This is a genomic window from Candidatus Pantoea edessiphila, assembly GCF_002933315.1.
Classification (GTDB): Bacteria; Pseudomonadota; Gammaproteobacteria; order Enterobacterales; family Enterobacteriaceae; genus Pantoea_C.
On record NZ_PDKT01000001.1, the window covers coordinates 198,324 to 216,786 of the forward strand.

The following is an 18,463-nucleotide window of genomic DNA, read 5'->3' on the forward strand; positions in this document are numbered from 1 at the left end:
CAATAGAATTAATTAATACAATTAATTCATTTATTTTCTTTGACTACAAGAACAATTTTTGTAACTTTACAGAAATATATTAGTTCACTAAATAAAACTTATTAAAAATATGATAACTAGAGTAAGTATTAATGGTTTTGGACGAATAGGAAGAATGATATTACGTGCTGCTCAATATCGTTCTGATATTAAAATTGTTGCTATCAATGATTTAATAGATATTAATTATATGGCTTATATGTTAAAATACGACTCTACTCATGGTCGATTTAATGGTACAATTGATGTTAAAGAAAATTTATTAGTAGTGAATGATCAAAAAATTATTGTAACTTCAGAAAATAATCCTATTAATTTAAAATGGAGCGAAATAGGAGTTGATGTTGTAGCTGAAGCTACTGGTATATTTTTAAATAAAGAAAATGCATATAAACATATAATTGCAGGGGCAAAAAAAGTTGTTTTAACTGCACCATCTAAAGATAATATTCCAATGTTTGTACGCGGTGTTAATTTTGAAAAATATAGAGGACAAGATATAGTTTCTAATGCATCTTGTACCACTAATTGTTTAGCTCCGTTAGCAAAAATTATTAATGATCATTTCGGTATTATTGAAGGTTTAATGACTACTATTCATGCATCTACTGCAGCTCAAAAAACTGTTGATAGTCCTTCTAAAAAAGATTGGCGCGGTGGTAGAAGCGTTTTTCAAAATATTATTCCATCTTCAACAGGTGCTGCAAAAGCAGTTGGTAAAGTTTTACCAGAACTGGAAGGTAAATTAACTGGTATGTCTTTTCGAATCCCAACTTCAAATGTATCTGTTATTGATTTAACTACTAGATTAGCTACGAGTACTTCTTATAACGAGATATGTCAAGTAATTAAACATGCTTCAGAAAACAATATGAAAGATATAATAGGATATATTGAAGATGATGTTGTTTCTAGTGATTTCAATGGAAATCATTTAACTTCGATATTTGATGTAAAAGCTGGTATAGCTTTAAATAAAAATTTTGTAAAATTAGTATCTTGGTACGATAATGAGATTGGATATTCAAATAAAGTACTTGATTTAATTACATTGGTTGCAAATAACAATTAAAATTAACAATAAATACAAATCACTCTAAATTAATTGGGTTATTTGTATTTATTGAAAAAATAATTATTTAACAAATAATGTTTACAGGGACACGGGATGCAAGAGAACACATTAATTCATACCCTATAGTACCAGATACTTGTGCTACTTGATCTATTTTTATTGTGTTACCCCACAATTCTACATTAGATCCAATTGTTGCTTTTGGACAATCTGTTAAATCTACTGTAATCATATCCATTGACACAACACCTACTAATTGTGTTATTTTATCGTCTACCAATACAGGCGTACCAGTTGGTGCATGTCTTGGATAGCCATCAGCATAACCACAAGCAACTACTCCAATACGTTGTGATTTTTTAGCCTGATAATTATAGCCATAACCTATACTATCCCCTTTTTTTAAATGCTGAATGCCAATAATCTTGCTTGATAATGTCATTACTGGTTTTAAATTAATATTTGCTATATCCAACCAATTTCCACTAGGTGATGCTCCATATAACAAAATACCTACACGGACCCAATCGTGGTTTACTTCAGGATGCCATAAAACACAAGCTGAATTTGATATAGAACATGGACAATTTAATCCTGTAATTAATCTTTGAGTTAGCCTAAAAGATTGAATAATTGTATTTTGATTATCTGCATCACCACAATGCATCATTAATGTTGTTTCATGCACATTATTCAGAGAAATTAATTTTTTCCGTATTGTATGAAATAACTTTTGATTAAAACCTAATCTATTCATACCGCTATTTACTTTTAAGTAAATATTTATTGGATTTAGTAATAAAACGTTTTCTAATGCTTTTATTTGCCATTGACTATGTATAACAGTTGTCAAATGATAACGATCAATAAGATATAAATCTTTTAAGTGAAAGAAACCTTCTAGTAATAAAATTGGTTTATCCCAACCATGTTCACGTAATATTATTGCTTCCTCTATACTTAGCAATGCAAAGCCATCGGTATCTGATAAACTCCAAATGTTATTAATTCCATGACCATATGCATTAGCTTTTATTACTGACCAAATTTTTGATTTTGGTACTAAACTACGAACTATTGATAAATTATGTTTTAATGATTTTTGGTTTATAGTAGCTATAATTGGGCGTGACATAATGCGATTTATTTTCATTCAAAAATTAAAGTTATATTATATATTTTTATACTCAGTCATATTATAAAATAAATATTATTATTAATAAATTATTTTATAATTTTAATATAATAAAATTATAAATTCTTTCTCTATAGCATAAAAATGTTTTTATTTCTATATTATTAATATTTTTAATTAATTTAAATAAAAAATATCTGCATTGATTTATTATTGAGTAATAAAATAATCTTTTTTACATAAAATTTTATTTAAAAGATAGTTAAAATAATTTATTTGTTGAGGTATTTTAAATAGCATGTGTATCAGTTACATTAACATTTTAAAAAAAAATTTCTTAGGTACATCACCCAATTGGTATAAATTGTTAATAGTAATCTTTCTAATTATAAATCCTATATTATATTTCTTTAATTCATTTACTGCTGGTTGGTTTTTAATAATAGAATTTGTTTTCACTTTAAGTATGGCATCAAAATGTTATCCCTTGTTACCAGGTGGATTATTATCTCTAGAAGCTATCATTATTGGCATGTCTAACGCAGAGAAAGTAAAAATTGAATTATATCATAATATTGAAGTATTATTATTATTAATTTTTATGGTGTCTGGAATTTTTTTTATAAAGCAATTATTATTATTCTGTTTTACTAAATTGATTTTAAACATTAATTCAAAAATAAAATTAGCATTAATATTTTGTCTTACATCTAGTCTATTGTCAGCTTTTATTGATGCAATTACTGTTTTAGCTATTGTAATAACAGTTTTTATTAGTTTTCATGATACATGTAAACAGGTTCTTTATAAAGATGATGATAAAAATAAATTAATTGATAATAGAGAAGAAAATTTAGAACAATTTTGTGCATTTTTAAGAAGTTTAGTCATGCATGCAGGAATTGGTACTACTTTAGGTGGTATAATTACTATGGTTGCACAACCACAAAATTTAATTATTGCACATGCTGTTAATTGGAGTTTTATTGAATTCTTTCTGCGTATGTTACCAATTTCTATTTCAGTAATGATATCTGGTATGTTTATGATTTTTATAGTAGAGAAATTCAAATTATTTGGATATGGTGCTGTATTGCCAAATGCAGTGCATGAGTTATTAAATGAAATATATAAAAAAAGTTTTAAACAAAATACTGATGAAAATAATATTAAATTAATCATTCAAGGAATAGTTGTTATTTGGTTATTAATTGCATTAATATTTCAGTTTAGTGAAGCAGGGTTAATAGGATTATCAGTGATAATTATATCTGCATCTTTGTTAGGTATAATAGATGAACAAAATATTAGTAAAGCATTTACTGATATTTTACCTTTTGCATCTTTATTAGTGGTGTTTTGTTCTATAATAGCTGTTATAGAAGATCAAAAATTACTCATACCTATAATCAATTTTGTTTTGCATTTTGATTTCAATATTCAATTGAAATTGTTTTATATATTTAATGGTTTGTTTTCTTCTGTTGCAGACAATGTTTTTATAGCTTCAGTATATATTAATGAAATTAAAAATGCTTTTAAAAATGGTAATATTAGTAATAGTCAATTTGAGTTATTAGCTATTGTTACTAATGTAGGAACGAATATTCCTTCAATTGCTACACCTAATGGACAGGCTGCTTTTGTATTTTTATTAACATCAAGATTATCACCATTAATTAATTTATCTTATAAACGCATGACATGGATGGCTTTGCCGTTTACTATAATTTTATCACTAGTTGGTTATTGTTGTATTAATTCTTTACTTGTTAAATATACTCAATATCTACTTAAAATAGGTTGGGTTTCATCTCATGATTTTTAAAGTGTTTGATCAATATAATAGATATAAATTTTCATTTTATATATTAATATTTATGTAATAATTATACTAATTTCTATGAGAGATTTAAAAAGTTTTTTAATTAAAATTTATTGTAACATTATAGTAATGATTTGATAAAATAACAGATTAATGTTATATATTTATAGTTCTTGATTTTTTAAGAAATACTTAAGTATTAAAATAAATAAAAAAACGAGTTATTTATAAATGTCGCAACAACCAATAAAATTTAAAATTAGTAGCTTTAATTTATCTGTGCTATATCTTTACAGTCATGATCCCAAGATAGTATTTCAAGCAATTAAAAGTAAACTTAAACAAATTTCTTGTTTTTCAAAAGATATACCTGTATTAATAAATATTGATGATCTAAATCATGAAGTTAATTGGGCAATAATGAAGAAAGCTATATTAGCTGCTGGTCTTTGCATTGTAGGCGTTATTGATTGTAAAGCAGTTTCATTTAAAAAAATACTAAATGATATTGGTTTACCTATACTTAAAAAAGTAGAAAAACAAAATAAAAACAATGAAATAGAAAGTAAATTTCAATATTCTTCTGTTAATAAACAATTGTATAATAAAACTCGTATTATTAATCTAACAGTTAGATCTGGTCAACAAATTTACTCCAACAAAGCAGACTTAGTCATAATAGGCAATGTTAGTGCTGGAGCTGAAGTGATAGCAGATGGTAATATTCATATTTATGGTATTATGCGAGGTCGTGGTTTAGCAGGTGCAAACGGAGATAATAATTGTCAAATTTTCTGTAGTAATTTAGCAGCAGAGTTAATTTCAATTGCAGGAAAATATTGGGTAATGGATCAAATACCACAAGAATTTTATTGTAAATCAACATGTATATACCTTAAACAAGGTGTATTGACTATTCAAAAACTTAATTAGGTTCTTTCTATTTATGTCAAATATTATTGTAGTTACATCAGGAAAAGGAGGTGTAGGCAAGACCACATCAAGTGCATCTATAGCTACCGGTTTAGCAAGTAACGGGAAAAAAACAGTAGTTATAGATTTTGATATTGGATTACGCAATCTTGATTTAGCTATGGGATGTGAAAGGAGAGTTATTTATGATTTTATAAACGTTATTCAAGGTGATGTTAATTTAAATCAAGCTTTAATTAGAGATAAGCATACAGATTTACTATATATTTTACCTGCTTCACAAACACGTGATAAAGAATCACTAACTTTATTAGGTGTAGAAAAAATATTAAATGAGTTACATAATATGAAATTCGATTTTATTGTATGTGATTCACCAGCAGGTATTGAAACTGGTGCTTTGATGTCTATTTATTTTGCAGATGAGGCAATCATTACTACTAATCCAGAAATTTCATCAGTACGTGATTCGGATCGTATTCTTGGAATAATATCTTCAAAATCAAAACGTGCTATCAACAATCAGGAACCAATTAAAGAACATTTATTATTAACACGTTATAGTCCTAATCGTGTTAGTAATGGGGATATGTTAAGTGTGGAAGATGTAATAGAAATTTTACGTATTCCTTTAATAGGTGTTATTCCAGAAGATCAGTCTGTGTTACGTGCTTCGAATAAAGGTGAACCAATTATTTTAGATAATATCTCTAGTGCTGGACAAGCATATACAGATACAGTAAAGAGATTACTTGGTGAACCAGTTCCGTTTCGGTTTATCGAAGAAGAAAAAAAAGGATTTTTTAAACGCTTATTTAAAGGATAAAATATGTCTCTAATTAATTTATTTTTATCTAAAAAAAAACATACTGCTTTACTTGCTAAACAAAGGTTACAAATTATTTTATCAGAAAAAAAGAAAAATGATTTTAATAAAATTAAATATATTCAATGTCTTAAGAAAGATATTGTAGCAATTATTTACAGATATATTCCATTAAATCCCAAAAAAGTAATTATTACGTACAATAAAGTAGATGATAATATATCTAAATTGGAAATTAACGTAATTATATCGAAAAATAAAAAAACTTAATAAATACTCTAATTATATTTGTTAAGTTTAATACATTAATATCATAACAAATAAAATTTACTTTTTATGTAATTTTATCTCTTAAGTAAACAGGTTTAATATGTTCTAATTTAGTAAAATTACCATTTTTTAGATCAATTCTAGCAAGGGATATCATATCCTCTGCAAGAGGTAATATATTGATCAAAGGATTCAAAGACAATTGATGTCCTTTATAAAGATTAGGATAAATTTTCCAACCGTTACCAGCAGTTATCCATTCACCGTTTAATGTATGCATACGTTCTATAGCAGAATTAGGTGACAAAATAGTCTCTAAGTCTCTCAAAAACCAAATATCGTTATTATTAAGTTCGTATTCAGCCCAATAAATTTCACCCATACGCGCATCTATAGCTGTTAATACACGACGAACAGTACGATTGTTTTTAATTGCTCCTTGAGCTAAAGTTTTTAATGTAGAAATACCAATCATTTTTAAATTTCTACCTATTGCTAAGCCCTGTGCTACATTTATACCTATGCGAATACCAGTAAAGTTTCCTGGCCCAATACAAAAAGCAATAACATCAATATCACTTATTTCACAATTAGTAACTTGCAATAAATCATTTATTAATAGAAGTACATAATTAGAATTTTTTTGATTTGTACGTTCAAAACGAGTATGAATTGTTCCCTTATTTAATAATGCTACTGAACATGCTTCAACAACAGTACTAATAGCTAAAATTTTTATAGACATTAAATTACCTTGATGTTTATTGTCAATAACATACACTAATATTTGATATATTTTTCAGATGAAATAATTAATATTAAAAAATAAACATATTTGATACTCATTCAATAATAATATATTCTAGTTTAAATTTAAACATTAAACACATATCTTCAGTTAATAAAAATCTTTATTGATTTTATTTATAATGGAAAATGGATTTGAAATAGTTTTCAAAATATCAAATGATGTAACTATCCCCTGTATCACACCAAAATCATTTACAACAATTACAAAATCATTTTTTGAATTATGTATAATGTCTATTAGTTGAAATAAATTCATGCCTTCTAATGCGAAAGTTATAGGTTGATGACAAGCAAAACTAGCAAGATTTGTTTTATATTTCAATTTAATTAATAAATCCTTTGCCCTTATTACTCCAATTATTTTATCTAGCTGTTTATGACAAATAGGAAATAAACTATAATTAGTTTGTATTAATTTATTTTGAATAATATCAATAGGTTCATTAACATCAATCCAGGAAATTTTGTCTCTTGGGGTCATAATGTTTTTAATTGACTGTGAATATAACATCAATATGTTATATATAGTATATATTTCTCTATTAACAATCTTTGTCTTTATTTTTTTAGAGAATATACAATTATGATTGTAACTATTACATCTTAAGTTGTTTTTTATATTCATTAATTGCAATATAATTTCAGATTTATCCTGATTTAATAAATATTTTTTACTTATTGAGTTACTATTTGCGATTTGATTTAATATTTCAATAAAAATTGAAAAAATAATTATAGAGTATAAATAACTTTTATGAATGTAAAAATTAAAACTTTCTGCTACTAATGATAATCCAATTATTAATAAAAAAGATAGACATAATATACCTGTATTAGGATGTGAATTAATAAAATTTATTAGTGGTTTTGATGCTAAAAACATCACAATTACTGCAATTATAACAGCAATAATCATTAGGAAGACATCATTCATCATACCTGCTGCAGTAATTATTGCATCAAAAGAAAAAACCACATCTAAAATTACAATTTGTACAACAATCAACCAAAAATTACTATATTTTTTACTATTTAAAATATCTTTTGGATTATTTTTTATTTTTTTATGTAGTTCAATTGTAGCTTTATAAATTAAAAATATTCCTCCTATCAATAAAATGATATTTCTTTCAGAAAAATTGAAACTATTTAATTTCCATAAAAATTTATTTAACGTTTTAAGCCAAGAAATTATTACAATCAAACACAAACGCATTATTAATGCTAAAGATAAACCAATCACTCGTGCTTTATCACGTTGTTTAATTGGTAAATTATTAGTTAATATTGTAACAAAAATTAAATTATCAATTCCAAGAACAATTTCTATTACTATAAGAGTTAGTAAGCCTATCCAAATTGATGGATTAAGAATGATATTCATTATCAACTTTTAATAAATAAATTAAAATATAATTATTGAGATAATTATATATATAAATTTAAAATAAAATTATTATTATTGAATAATATACAAAAAATATTATTAATTTAAAATATATAGGTTAATTAAATTTATAAATACGTTCATAATTAATTACAAACATAATATTTAAATTATATACCAAAAATATATCATAACTATTACATAATTTACTATTTTGAATATTAAGATTATTATTTAATATTATTGTGAATTTACATGCAAATTAGATATTTCGTTAGTCAAGTAAGAGGTAAACAGTGACTATTGCAATTATAATAAGTACACATGGTTCTGCTGCAAAACAATTACTCAAAACAGCAGAAATGATATTAGGAAAGCAAGAAAATATTGAATGTGTTGAATTTACTACAGGAGAAAATACAGAAATTCTTATAGAAAAATATTATAATAGACTAAAAACACTCAATACTTCAGAGGGAGTGTTATTTTTAATTGATATATGGGGTGGAAGTCCTTTTAATGCTGCCAGCAAGGTAATTTTTGAAAAAACAAATTATGATATAATATCCGGAGTTAACATTCCTATATTAATAGAAATTTTGATGAAGAGAGAAGAAAATATTAACTTTAATGAACTAATTACAATTGCAGTTAAAACCGGTAAAGAAAGTATAAAAACATTTCAAAAACAAATAAATCAAATTCAATTAAATACATCTAACAACGTAATTGTTGATGATAGTAAAACTGAATTAGATAAAAATATGAAAATAATTTTTGCTCGTATTGATGATCGTCTTATTCATGGTCAAATAACTACTAGATGGATAAAAGAATATAATATACAACGTATAATTGTTGTTAATGACGATATATCTAAAGATAATGTTCGTAAGATTTTATTAAAACAATCTACTCCACCTGGTATTACAGCTCATGTTGTAGATATTGATAAAATGATACGTGTATGGAACAATCCAATATATCGTAATGATAATGTCATGTTATTATTTACTAATCCAACTGATGTGCTTCGCATAGTTGAAAAAGGTGTACATATTACAACTGTTAATATTGGTGGAATGGCTTTTAAACAAGGAAAAATCCAAGTAAGTAAAGCAGTATCAATAGATAAGATAGATATCATCGCCTTTAAAAAATTAAATGAACTTAATATTGAATTAGAAGTGAGAAAAATTTCAAATGATTCTAAAGTAAAAATGATGGATTTAATTAGCAATATAAATAATATTTAATATTATTTACAAATTTATTATCTAATTCTGTCATCATAATGAGAATAAGAATATGACACAAATGACTTTACTGCAAATTGCATTAGTATTTATAGTTTCATGTATTGCTGGCATTGGATCAGTTCTTGATGAATTTCAGTTTCATAGACCAATAGTTGCTTGTACTTTAATTGGGGCTGTATTAGGTGACATGAAAACGGGAATCATTTTAGGAGGTACTCTAGAGATGATTGCCCTAGGTTGGATGAACATAGGTGCTGCTATTGCACCTGATGCTGCTCTTGCCTCTATAATTTCAACTATTTTAGTGATTTCTGGTGGACAAAGTAAAGGAGCTGCTATAGCACTTGCTATTCCTCTTGCAGCAGCAGGGCAAGTTCTTACTATTATAATTAGAACTATTACTGTAGCATTTCAACATGCAGCTGATAAAGCAGCAGAAAAAGGTAACTTAAATATCGTTTCATGGGTTCATATTTTAGCTTTATTGTTGCAAGGAATTCGTGTTGCAATTCCATCATTAATTATCGCTCTCTCAGTTAATATAAGCATTGTTCATGATTTCTTTAATTCAATCCCAAAAGTGATAACTAATGGTCTAAATATTGCAGGTGGTATAATAGTAGTAGTAGGTTATGCAATGGTTATTAATATGATGCGTACTGGTTATTTAATGCCATTTTTCTATCTTGGTTTTGTTATTGCTGCTTTTGCAAATTTCAATTTAATAGCATTAGGTATAATTGGTATAATTATGGCAATGCTATATATACAATTGAGCCCTAAATATAATAATATAGACAATTTATCTAAAAATAATAACTTAGCTAATAACTACTGTGATAATGAACTTGATTAAATAATATATGAGAATTGAAATATGACAGGTAACATAAAAACACAAAAAAAAATAACTATTAGCGACTTACGTGCTGTATTTATCAGATCAAATTTATTTCAAGGTTCTTGGAATTTTGAGCGCATGCAAGCACTTGGTTTTTGTTTTTCTATACTGCCAGTAATTCGTCGTTTATATCCAGAAAATAATAATGACCGTAAGCAGGCAATAAAAAGACAACTAGAATTTTTTAATACACATCCTTTTATGTCTGCTCCTATATTAGGAGTTACAGCAGCTATAGAAGAACAACGTGCAAACGGTAAAAAAATTGATGATGGTACAGTTAATAGTATAAAAATAGGACTCATGGGACCATTAGCTGGTGTAGGAGATCCAATTTTTTGGGGAACTGTTCGTCCAATATTAGCAGCATTAGGTGCTGGAATAGCGATGAATGGTAGTTTATTAGGGCCTTTATTGTTTTTTATATTATTTAATATAACACGTATAGCTATACGTTATTATGGTGTAGTATACGGATATAAAAAAGGAATGGATATTGTTACAGACATGGGTAGTGGTTTTTTACAAAAACTAACAGAAGGAGCTTCAATACTTGGTTTATTTGTTATGGGAGCCTTAGTTAATAAATGGACACATGTTAACATTCCTGTAGTATTATCTCGTATAACTGATCAATCTGGTACAATCAGAATAACTACAGTGCAATCAATTTTAGATCAATTAATGCCTGGAATAGTACCTCTTTTGCTTACTTTTCTTTGTATGTGGTTATTAAATCGAAAAATTAATCCGTTATGGATTATCACTGGTTTTTTCATAATAGGTATTTTTGGTTATTGGATGAAATTTTTAGATTTATAGAAATAATTTGGGAGCTAAAGCTCCCTTCAATCATTATATTCGGTGTGCTATAATTTAATTAACTTATTATTCAAAATTTTTTTATTGAATTATGATATCTTCGTAAAGCGTTAATTCTTTGTTCTAATGGAGGATGTGATGCAAATAATTCAACAAAGAAATCTTTTTTACCATGAATACAAAGTGTTATTAAATTATTGGGTTCTTGTGGTTCATAGCTGCTTTTTAAACGTTCTAACGCTGAAATCATTTTATCCGCGCCAACTATTTTAGCTGCACCAATATCTGCATAAAATTCACGTCGTCTTGAAAACCACATAGTAACTAGACTAGCAAATGTGCCGAATAAAGTTCCTAAAGCTGCAGAAATACTAGAGTATAATTTAGCATTTATTTGATTATATCTATAGTTGTTGTATCTATGATTTTCCATATTTGGCATAAGCATATTTGATATTACTTTAGATAACACTAAAGATACGGCACTTGAAATGAATATAACAAAAGTATTTAAAACACCTTGTATTAATGTCATTGTCACCATATCACCATTATCAATATGTGATATTTCATGAGCTAATACTGCTTCTACTTCATTACGATTCATGTTATGTAATAAACCACTTGAAATAGCTACTAAAGATTCATTTCTTTTGGCGCCTGTAGCAAATGCGTTTATATCATATGCTGGATAAATAGCAACTGTTGGCATTTCAATACCAACTTTATAAGACTGATATTTAACTACATTTATTAACCAATATTCCATTTCATTACTTGGTCTTTCAATGACTTTAGCATGAATAGAACGTATAGCAATCCACTTTGATAAAAAAAGTGAAGTGAAAGCACCACCAAAACCAACAACACATGCAGTAACCATCATTTTTATAACATTATGTGGATAGATTCCTGTAAACATAAGTAGGAATCCGATTAATATCATCACTGAAAAGTTGGTAATTATTAAAAGAGTAGCACGCATCATAATGTTTTTTCCTATTGCTTGGTTTTAAAGTAAATGAATCGGAAAATTATTATATAGGTATAATTTATTCTTATGTACTAATCTATGATTGTCTTTAAATATAAGTAATAAACAATGTAAATCTGTAAGATTACATATAATATATTTGCTTATATCAATAGTTTTTTAATTTGAAATTACTTTATATAAAAATGATATATATTTTTCTTAAAATAAATAATATCAATACATAAAAAATACTTTTATATAATATTTATCTTCTATTAGAATAAAGGAGTTATATATTCTTTATATAGATACGGTTATTATGGTAATCAATTTATAATAAGATAAAATTTTATAATAATATAAAATTCAAAGATAATTAAATTATTGCAAATAACATTATAAAGAAATTGAAATTACGATGTTATATTATAATAAAAATTTTAGATGAATAACTTATTTTCTATTTCATAATAATTAATTAAATAAAAAATTCACTTTATTTTCAGATAATATTTTTTTCTAGTGAAATTATGAAAGTTATTTCTAATGCTGTTATTTCGTATTGTTTATATCTTCCCGTTTTTCCCGAATGACCAGAATTCATATCTGTATATAATAATACTAAATTTTTATTAGTTTTCAGTTCTCTTAATTTTGCTACCCATTTTGCAGGTTCCCAATATTGTACTTGAGAATCATAAAAACCAGAAGTTACAAAGATATGAGGATAATTTTTAGGTCCAACATTATCATATGGACTATATTTTTTCATATAATTGTATGCATCAATATTTTCAGGATTACCCCACTCATCATATTCACTAGTAGTAAGAGGAATAGATTTGTCTAACATAGTGTTTATAACATCAACAAATGGTACATGAGCTACCACTCCATTAAATAATTTAGGTGCTAGATTTATTACTGTTCCTATCAATAATCCTCCAGCACTACCTCCTATTGCGTATAATTTATTAGGATGACCTATGCCGCAATTGACTAGGGCATTAGTAACATCAATGAAATCTGTAAAACTATTCATTTTATTGAATAATCTTCCAGAATCATGCCATTTTTGACCTAATTCTCCACCCCCACGTACATGCACGATTACATAAATAAACCCTCTATCTAAAAAACTTAAACGACCTATACAAAAATATGGATCAACGTTATTGCCGTATGCACCATAACCATAAATAATAGCTGGATTTTTATTCAGATTTGGATATTTTCGATTATATATAAACGATACTGGAACTTTAGTACCATCTTTAACATCAATGAGACGGTATTCGCTTTTATAATTACTTGAATCAAAATTTTTTATGGTAGTTTGTTTCAATATACAACTCTTACCTGTATCCATGTTTAATTCAAATATAGTACTAGGTGTAGTCATTGAAGTATATCCATAAAGTAATATATTATTCAAAGGATTAGAATTATATTCCAACCAAACCCTATAAATAGGGTCATCAAATGTTATTTGAATGTTTTTTTCTACACTTTGTTGCCAATTAATTTGACGTAAATTAGTTAATCCGTTGCGCTTTTCTTCTATGACAATCCAATTATGAAATAATTGAAAATTTTCTAAAATTGCATCTTCATGTATCCTTATTAAGGATTTCCAACCAAGTTCATCTATATTATTTGAATAATAGAGATTAAAATTATCTCTATCACGGTTAGAACAAATAATAAATTTATTATTATAATGATCTAGAGTATATTTATGATTATTACGTCTAGCTAAAAATATTTGTGGTGTTTTATCAGTTAAATCCATATCAATCATTCTGATTTCAGTAGAAATAGTATTACTAATTAAGATTAATATAAATTTCTCTGATGTTGTTGTACATATGTTTAAATAATATGAATCATCTAATTCTTCGTATATTTTTTTGTCTTTTGATTGTAACGTACCTAATTCATGGCACCATACTTGATAAGATCTTAGAGTTTGTGGATGATTTTTAACGTAAAAAATCATTTTTGAATTTTTATCCCACACTATACTCGCAGAAGTATTAAACAATGTTTCTGAATACCAAAAATTATTTTTTATATTAAAGAACTGAATATTATATTGAAAACGAGAGACCAAATCTTCAGCTAAAGCAAATAAACAATTATTTGGACTAACAACAAATGCACCTATAGAATAAAAGTTACTGTGTAATGCACGTTTATTAGTATCAAGTATTAAAGTCCATTTATCATCTTCTGCAATAAATAATTTACGATAATATTTAGGATATTCACTTCCGTTTTCATATCTACTTTGATAGCAATAACTATCCTTAATATAAGGAATAGAACAATCATAATAAGATAAATGATCTGTAATTTCTTTTAATATTAGATTTTTTAAATCATTTTGTGATGTTAAAATAGCATTTGTATAGTTATTCTCATCTTTTAAGTGTTTGATTACATGTGTATTATTACGTCTATTATCTCTTAACCAGTAATAATTATCAACAATTTGTTCACCATGCAAAAATATTTTGTGTGGTATTTTTTTAGCAAAAGGTTCTTTCATATATTTCCAGTTTTATACATTAAAAAATACTTCTAACATATTTTATTATATCAAATCAAACCATCTAAATACAATATCATTATAAGTAGTTATATGAATTACATTCAATATATAAATATTACATATTATTTTTTATACATATTTTATGATAAATAATTATACAATTTGCATTCATCAAAAAATCTTAAAAAGATATTTATATTATATAATACCTAATATAAAATCTACATGATAATATAAAAAATATTAAATCTTTTTTTAATTATAAATTATTAAAATAAAGGAAATTTTTAATGTTAAAACGTTTAAGAAGAACTAAGATTGTGGTAACACTTGGTCCAGCTACTGATCATCAAAATAATTTAGAAAAAATTATTATAGCAGGAGCTAACGTAATGAGATTAAATTTTTCTCACGGTAATGCGCAAAATCATCAATTACGAGCTGAAAAAGTACGTAAAATCGCAGATAAACTTGGATATCAAGTAGCAATTTTAGGCGATTTACAAGGACCTAAAATTAGAATATCAACATTTAAAGAAAATAAAGTATTTCTAAAAACAGGAGATAGTTTTTTATTAGATGCTAATTTAAATGTAGAAAAAGGAGATTCTAAACAAGTTGGCATAGATTATAAACTTTTACCTAATGATGTAGTTCCTGATGATATTCTCTTACTAGATGATGGAAGAATTCAGTTAAAAGTAATTAAAGTTGATAATATGAAAATATTTACTGAAATACTAATTGGAGGTTATCTATCTAATAATAAAGGCATTAATAAATTACATGGGGGGTTATCAGCAGAAACTTTAACTAAAAAAGATAAATTAGATATTATAACTGCTGCTAAAATTGATGTAGATTACTTAGCTGTTTCTTTTCCACGTTGTGGACAAGATATACAATATGCTCGCTATTTAGCACGTAAAATAGGATGTAATGCTAAACTAGTTGCTAAAGTTGAAAGAGCAGAAATAGTGACAACTCAAAAAAACATAGATGATATAATATTAGCTTCAGATGCAGTAATGATTGCACGTGGTGATTTAGGGGTAGAAATTGGTGATCCAGAATTAGTGGGAATTCAAAAAACTTTAATAAGACGTGCACGTCAATTAAACCGAATCATTATTACTGCAACTCAAATGATGGAATCAATGGTGAATAATCCTATGCCTACTAGAGCAGAAGTTATGGATGTTGCTAATGCAGTTCTTGATGGTACTGATGCTGTAATGCTTTCAGCTGAAACTGCAATTGGTAACTATCCTGAAGAAACTGTTTCTATAATGGCGAAAGTATGCTTAGGAGCTGAAAAAGTTCCTAGTGTCAATGTATCAAAACATAGATTAGATATAAAATTTGATAATATAGAAGAAGCAATTGCTATGTCTGCTATGTATGCAGCCAATCATTTACAAGGTGTAACAGCAATTATTACTATGACAGAATCTGGTCGTACTCCTCTAATAACTTCACGTATTACATCTGGATTACCAATTTTTGCTTTATCCCGGCATAAAAGTACTTTAAATTTAACTGCTTTATATCGTGGAGTTACACCAGTATTTTTTAGTAGTGGTAATGAAGGAGTAGCTGCTGCATACGATGCTATAAATTTATTAAAAGAAAAAAAATATCTTGTTTCAGGCGATATTGTAATTATCACACAAGGTGATGTAATGGATACTATAGGAGCAACAAATACGAACCGTATTTTACGTGTTAGTTAAATTTTAGATAATTTTAACTTGAATAATGCATTATCCAATAATTTCAAGTTTATATGCATTAAATAAAGCATATATATTGAAAATTTATCCTATTTTTATTAACTTAATTTTATTGACTTAATAGGAAGATAAACTGTTAATGGATCAACTGCATGATTATTAATCCAAAGCTCAAAATGTAAATGAGGACCAGTAGAACGCCCAGTATTACCAGATAGACCTATTTTATCACCATTTTTTATTTTTTGTCCTAACTTAACTAAAATTTTATTCATATGCATATAACGTGTTATATATCCATGATTATGAAGAATAGCTACATAATTACCTGCAAGATTTCCTCTTTGGGCAACAATAACTTTACCTTTACTTACTGCAAGTATTGGAGTTCCTATAGGCAAAGCAAGATCTACACCTCTATGTGGACTCATATTTCCAGTGATTGGATTTAATCTATTTAAGCTAAAATTAGAAGATATTCTTAATCTTTTTTTGGTTGTTAAAAAACTAACAAAACTATTTAATAAAATAGAAGTATCGTTTGTATATGATTGAATACTTTTCTTCAAAGAAGAATAGCCTACATTTTGGATATGATAATCTGATATTAATAACTCATCATCATTGATGATATTACTTGAATACCCTAATGTATTACAGTTTTTATTAATATCTTGACTTTTCAGACTATCAATTAGTTTAACTATATAAAATTTTTTAATAAAAAAACACGTAATATTTTTATTACACAATTTAGATGTTGTACTTAAATGATTTTTTGAGTTTGTTTGATCATTAATATTTGATATTTTATATATATTGCTTAAATAGTCTATTTTAATTTTTGAAAAAATAATAAACATTATTCCAATTATAGCATATATTATAAATAATAAATGATCAATTTTATTGACAACAGATTGGGTAATTTTCTTTTGCATATATTTGTGTTTATTCCTATATTTTTTGTGTTAAACACGCTTGATACTGATTAGATAATTGTAAAAGAAATTTTAAATAACTATCTTTTGATAATTTAATATTACTACCTAATGGATCTAGAACACCCTTGTTTATTTTTATACCTCTTGTTATTGTATCAATAACTGCAGGTTTAAATTGAGGTTCTGAAAAAACACAAACAACATTGCTTTCTTTAATTTGTTTTCTTATTTTATACAAATGTTTTACACCAGGTTGAATTTCAGGATTTATAACAAAGTATCCCATTGAAGATAACCCATAATGTTTTTCAAAATATAGATAAGCATCATGAAAAACAAAATATCTTTTATATTTAACTGGTGCAAGCTGAATCATAATTTTTTTATCTACATTTTTTAATAATTGTTGAAATTCTTTTAAATTTTTATTAAGTTTTTCTTTCTGTTGTGGCATTAATTCTAATAATTTTTTATGAATTCCAACAGCTATATTTTTTGCTATATCAGGAGAAGTCCAAATATGCATATTATATTTTTTAGTATTTAAATGTATGTTAAGATTTTTCTTGCATTCATTTTTTGAATATGATTTACAATAATCTCCGTTAATTTTGATTAAAGATTTTTTTACTCCTTCTATTTCTGTAAGTATAAGAGTTTTATACGCTGGGATATTTAATACTGATTTAGCCATAAAAGGTTCTATTTCAGATCCACTCCAAATAAGTAAATCTGTTTTCTTTAATTTTTTTTCATCAGATAGACGTAAGATATAATTATGTTCAGATGCACCATCTGGAACCATAACATCAATTGGCATAATACCATCAGAAATAGCTGATGCAATAAATCCAATAGGTTTAATAGATACAACTATATTTGCATTTATACAAAATGCAAATAAATTAGATAAAATTAAGGTCATTAATAGATTAATAATTTTTTTCTTATGATACATAGTAAATCATTCTATA

15 protein-coding genes and 1 pseudogene are annotated in these 18,463 nt (G+C 26.0%); 9 read left to right on the forward strand and 7 right to left on the reverse strand.

All coding sequences use genetic code 11. The annotated features are described in order from the left end of the window. The first annotated feature begins 109 nt into the window (after positions 1-109). On the forward strand, positions 110-1,111 hold the full coding sequence (gene gap, locus CRV12_RS00965) for a type I glyceraldehyde-3-phosphate dehydrogenase (protein WP_136130781.1): 1,002 nt from the start codon (positions 110-112) through the stop codon (positions 1,109-1,111). 67 nt (positions 1,112-1,178) lie between these two features. Here gap and alr read toward each other — a convergent pair whose 3' ends face one another. Next, on the reverse strand, positions 1,179-2,249 hold the full coding sequence (gene alr / locus CRV12_RS00970) for an alanine racemase (RefSeq protein WP_136130782.1): 1,071 nt from the start codon (positions 2,247-2,249) through the stop codon (positions 1,179-1,181). Positions 2,250-2,547: 298 nt separating this feature from the next. Here alr and nhaB point away from each other — a divergent pair, with 298 nt between their 5' ends. From nhaB to minE, 4 genes are all read left to right on the forward strand, one after another. Beyond that, entirely contained in the window at positions 2,548-4,077 is a 1,530-nt protein-coding gene (gene nhaB / locus CRV12_RS00975; RefSeq protein ID WP_136130783.1) for a sodium/proton antiporter NhaB, read from the forward strand. 228 nt (positions 4,078-4,305) lie between these two features. Beyond that, complete coding sequence (gene minC, locus CRV12_RS00980) at positions 4,306-5,007, forward strand: septum site-determining protein MinC (protein WP_136130784.1); 702 nt, start codon at positions 4,306-4,308, stop codon at positions 5,005-5,007. A 13-nt stretch (positions 5,008-5,020) separates the two neighbouring features. Further along, positions 5,021-5,833 carry a septum site-determining protein MinD gene (gene minD / locus CRV12_RS00985; RefSeq protein ID WP_136130785.1) on the forward strand — a complete coding sequence of 271 codons (813 nt, stop codon included), beginning with the start codon at positions 5,021-5,023 and terminating at the stop codon, positions 5,831-5,833. A gap of 3 nt (positions 5,834-5,836) precedes the next feature. Further along, a complete protein-coding gene (gene minE / locus CRV12_RS00990; RefSeq protein WP_136130786.1) occupies positions 5,837-6,103 on the forward strand; it encodes a cell division topological specificity factor MinE in 267 nt (88 codons plus the stop codon). A 64-nt stretch (positions 6,104-6,167) separates the two neighbouring features. Here minE and tsaB read toward each other — a convergent pair whose 3' ends face one another. Together tsaB and CRV12_RS01000 are read right to left on the reverse strand one after the other, a co-directional pair. Continuing rightward, positions 6,168-6,848 carry a tRNA (adenosine(37)-N6)-threonylcarbamoyltransferase complex dimerization subunit type 1 TsaB gene (gene tsaB, locus CRV12_RS00995; RefSeq protein WP_136130787.1) on the reverse strand — a complete coding sequence of 227 codons (681 nt, stop codon included), beginning with the start codon at positions 6,846-6,848 and terminating at the stop codon, positions 6,168-6,170. Between the two features lie 153 nt (positions 6,849-7,001). Next, entirely contained in the window at positions 7,002-8,297 is a 1,296-nt protein-coding gene (locus CRV12_RS01000) for a TerC family protein (protein ID WP_136130788.1), read from the reverse strand. A gap of 299 nt (positions 8,298-8,596) precedes the next feature. On the opposite strand from CRV12_RS01000, the gene manX reads away from it, so the two are divergent. From manX to CRV12_RS01015, 3 genes are read left to right on the forward strand one after another with little or no spacing between them, the layout of a single operon-like run. After that, a complete protein-coding gene (manX, locus tag CRV12_RS01005) occupies positions 8,597-9,556 on the forward strand; it encodes a PTS mannose transporter subunit IIAB (RefSeq protein WP_136130789.1) in 960 nt (319 codons plus the stop codon). Between the two features lie 52 nt (positions 9,557-9,608). Further along, on the forward strand, positions 9,609-10,415 hold the full coding sequence (locus tag CRV12_RS01010) for a PTS mannose/fructose/sorbose transporter subunit IIC (protein WP_136130790.1): 807 nt from the start codon (positions 9,609-9,611) through the stop codon (positions 10,413-10,415). Between the two features lie 21 nt (positions 10,416-10,436). Beyond that, a complete protein-coding gene (locus CRV12_RS01015) occupies positions 10,437-11,282 on the forward strand; it encodes a PTS mannose transporter subunit IID (protein ID WP_136130791.1) in 846 nt (281 codons plus the stop codon). 70 nt (positions 11,283-11,352) lie between these two features. Here the strand turns inward: CRV12_RS01015 and htpX are convergent, their stop codons facing one another. Both htpX and CRV12_RS01025 read right to left on the reverse strand, forming a co-directional pair. Beyond that, the gene (gene htpX, locus CRV12_RS01020; RefSeq protein WP_136130792.1) at positions 11,353-12,270 is read right to left on the reverse strand and encodes a protease HtpX; all 918 of its coding nucleotides are present in this window, start codon (positions 12,268-12,270) and stop codon (positions 11,353-11,355) included. A gap of 490 nt (positions 12,271-12,760) precedes the next feature. Then, a complete protein-coding gene (locus CRV12_RS01025) occupies positions 12,761-14,809 on the reverse strand; it encodes a S9 family peptidase (RefSeq protein ID WP_136130793.1) in 2,049 nt (682 codons plus the stop codon). 293 nt (positions 14,810-15,102) lie between these two features. On the opposite strand from CRV12_RS01025, the gene pyk reads away from it, so the two are divergent. After that, positions 15,103-16,545 (forward strand): pyruvate kinase, encoded by a 1,443-nt coding sequence (pyk, locus tag CRV12_RS01030; RefSeq protein WP_136130794.1) that lies wholly within the window; start codon positions 15,103-15,105, stop codon positions 16,543-16,545. Between the two features lie 122 nt (positions 16,546-16,667). Here the strand turns inward: pyk and CRV12_RS03780 are convergent. Then, positions 16,668-17,036, reverse strand: a pseudogene (locus CRV12_RS03780) (peptidoglycan DD-metalloendopeptidase family protein); the annotation flags it as partial. 466 nt (positions 17,037-17,502) lie between these two features. Continuing rightward, positions 17,503-18,447 carry a zinc ABC transporter substrate-binding protein ZnuA gene (gene znuA, locus CRV12_RS01040; protein ID WP_136130796.1) on the reverse strand — a complete coding sequence of 315 codons (945 nt, stop codon included), beginning with the start codon at positions 18,445-18,447 and terminating at the stop codon, positions 17,503-17,505. Between the last annotated feature and the right edge of the window lie 16 nt (positions 18,448-18,463).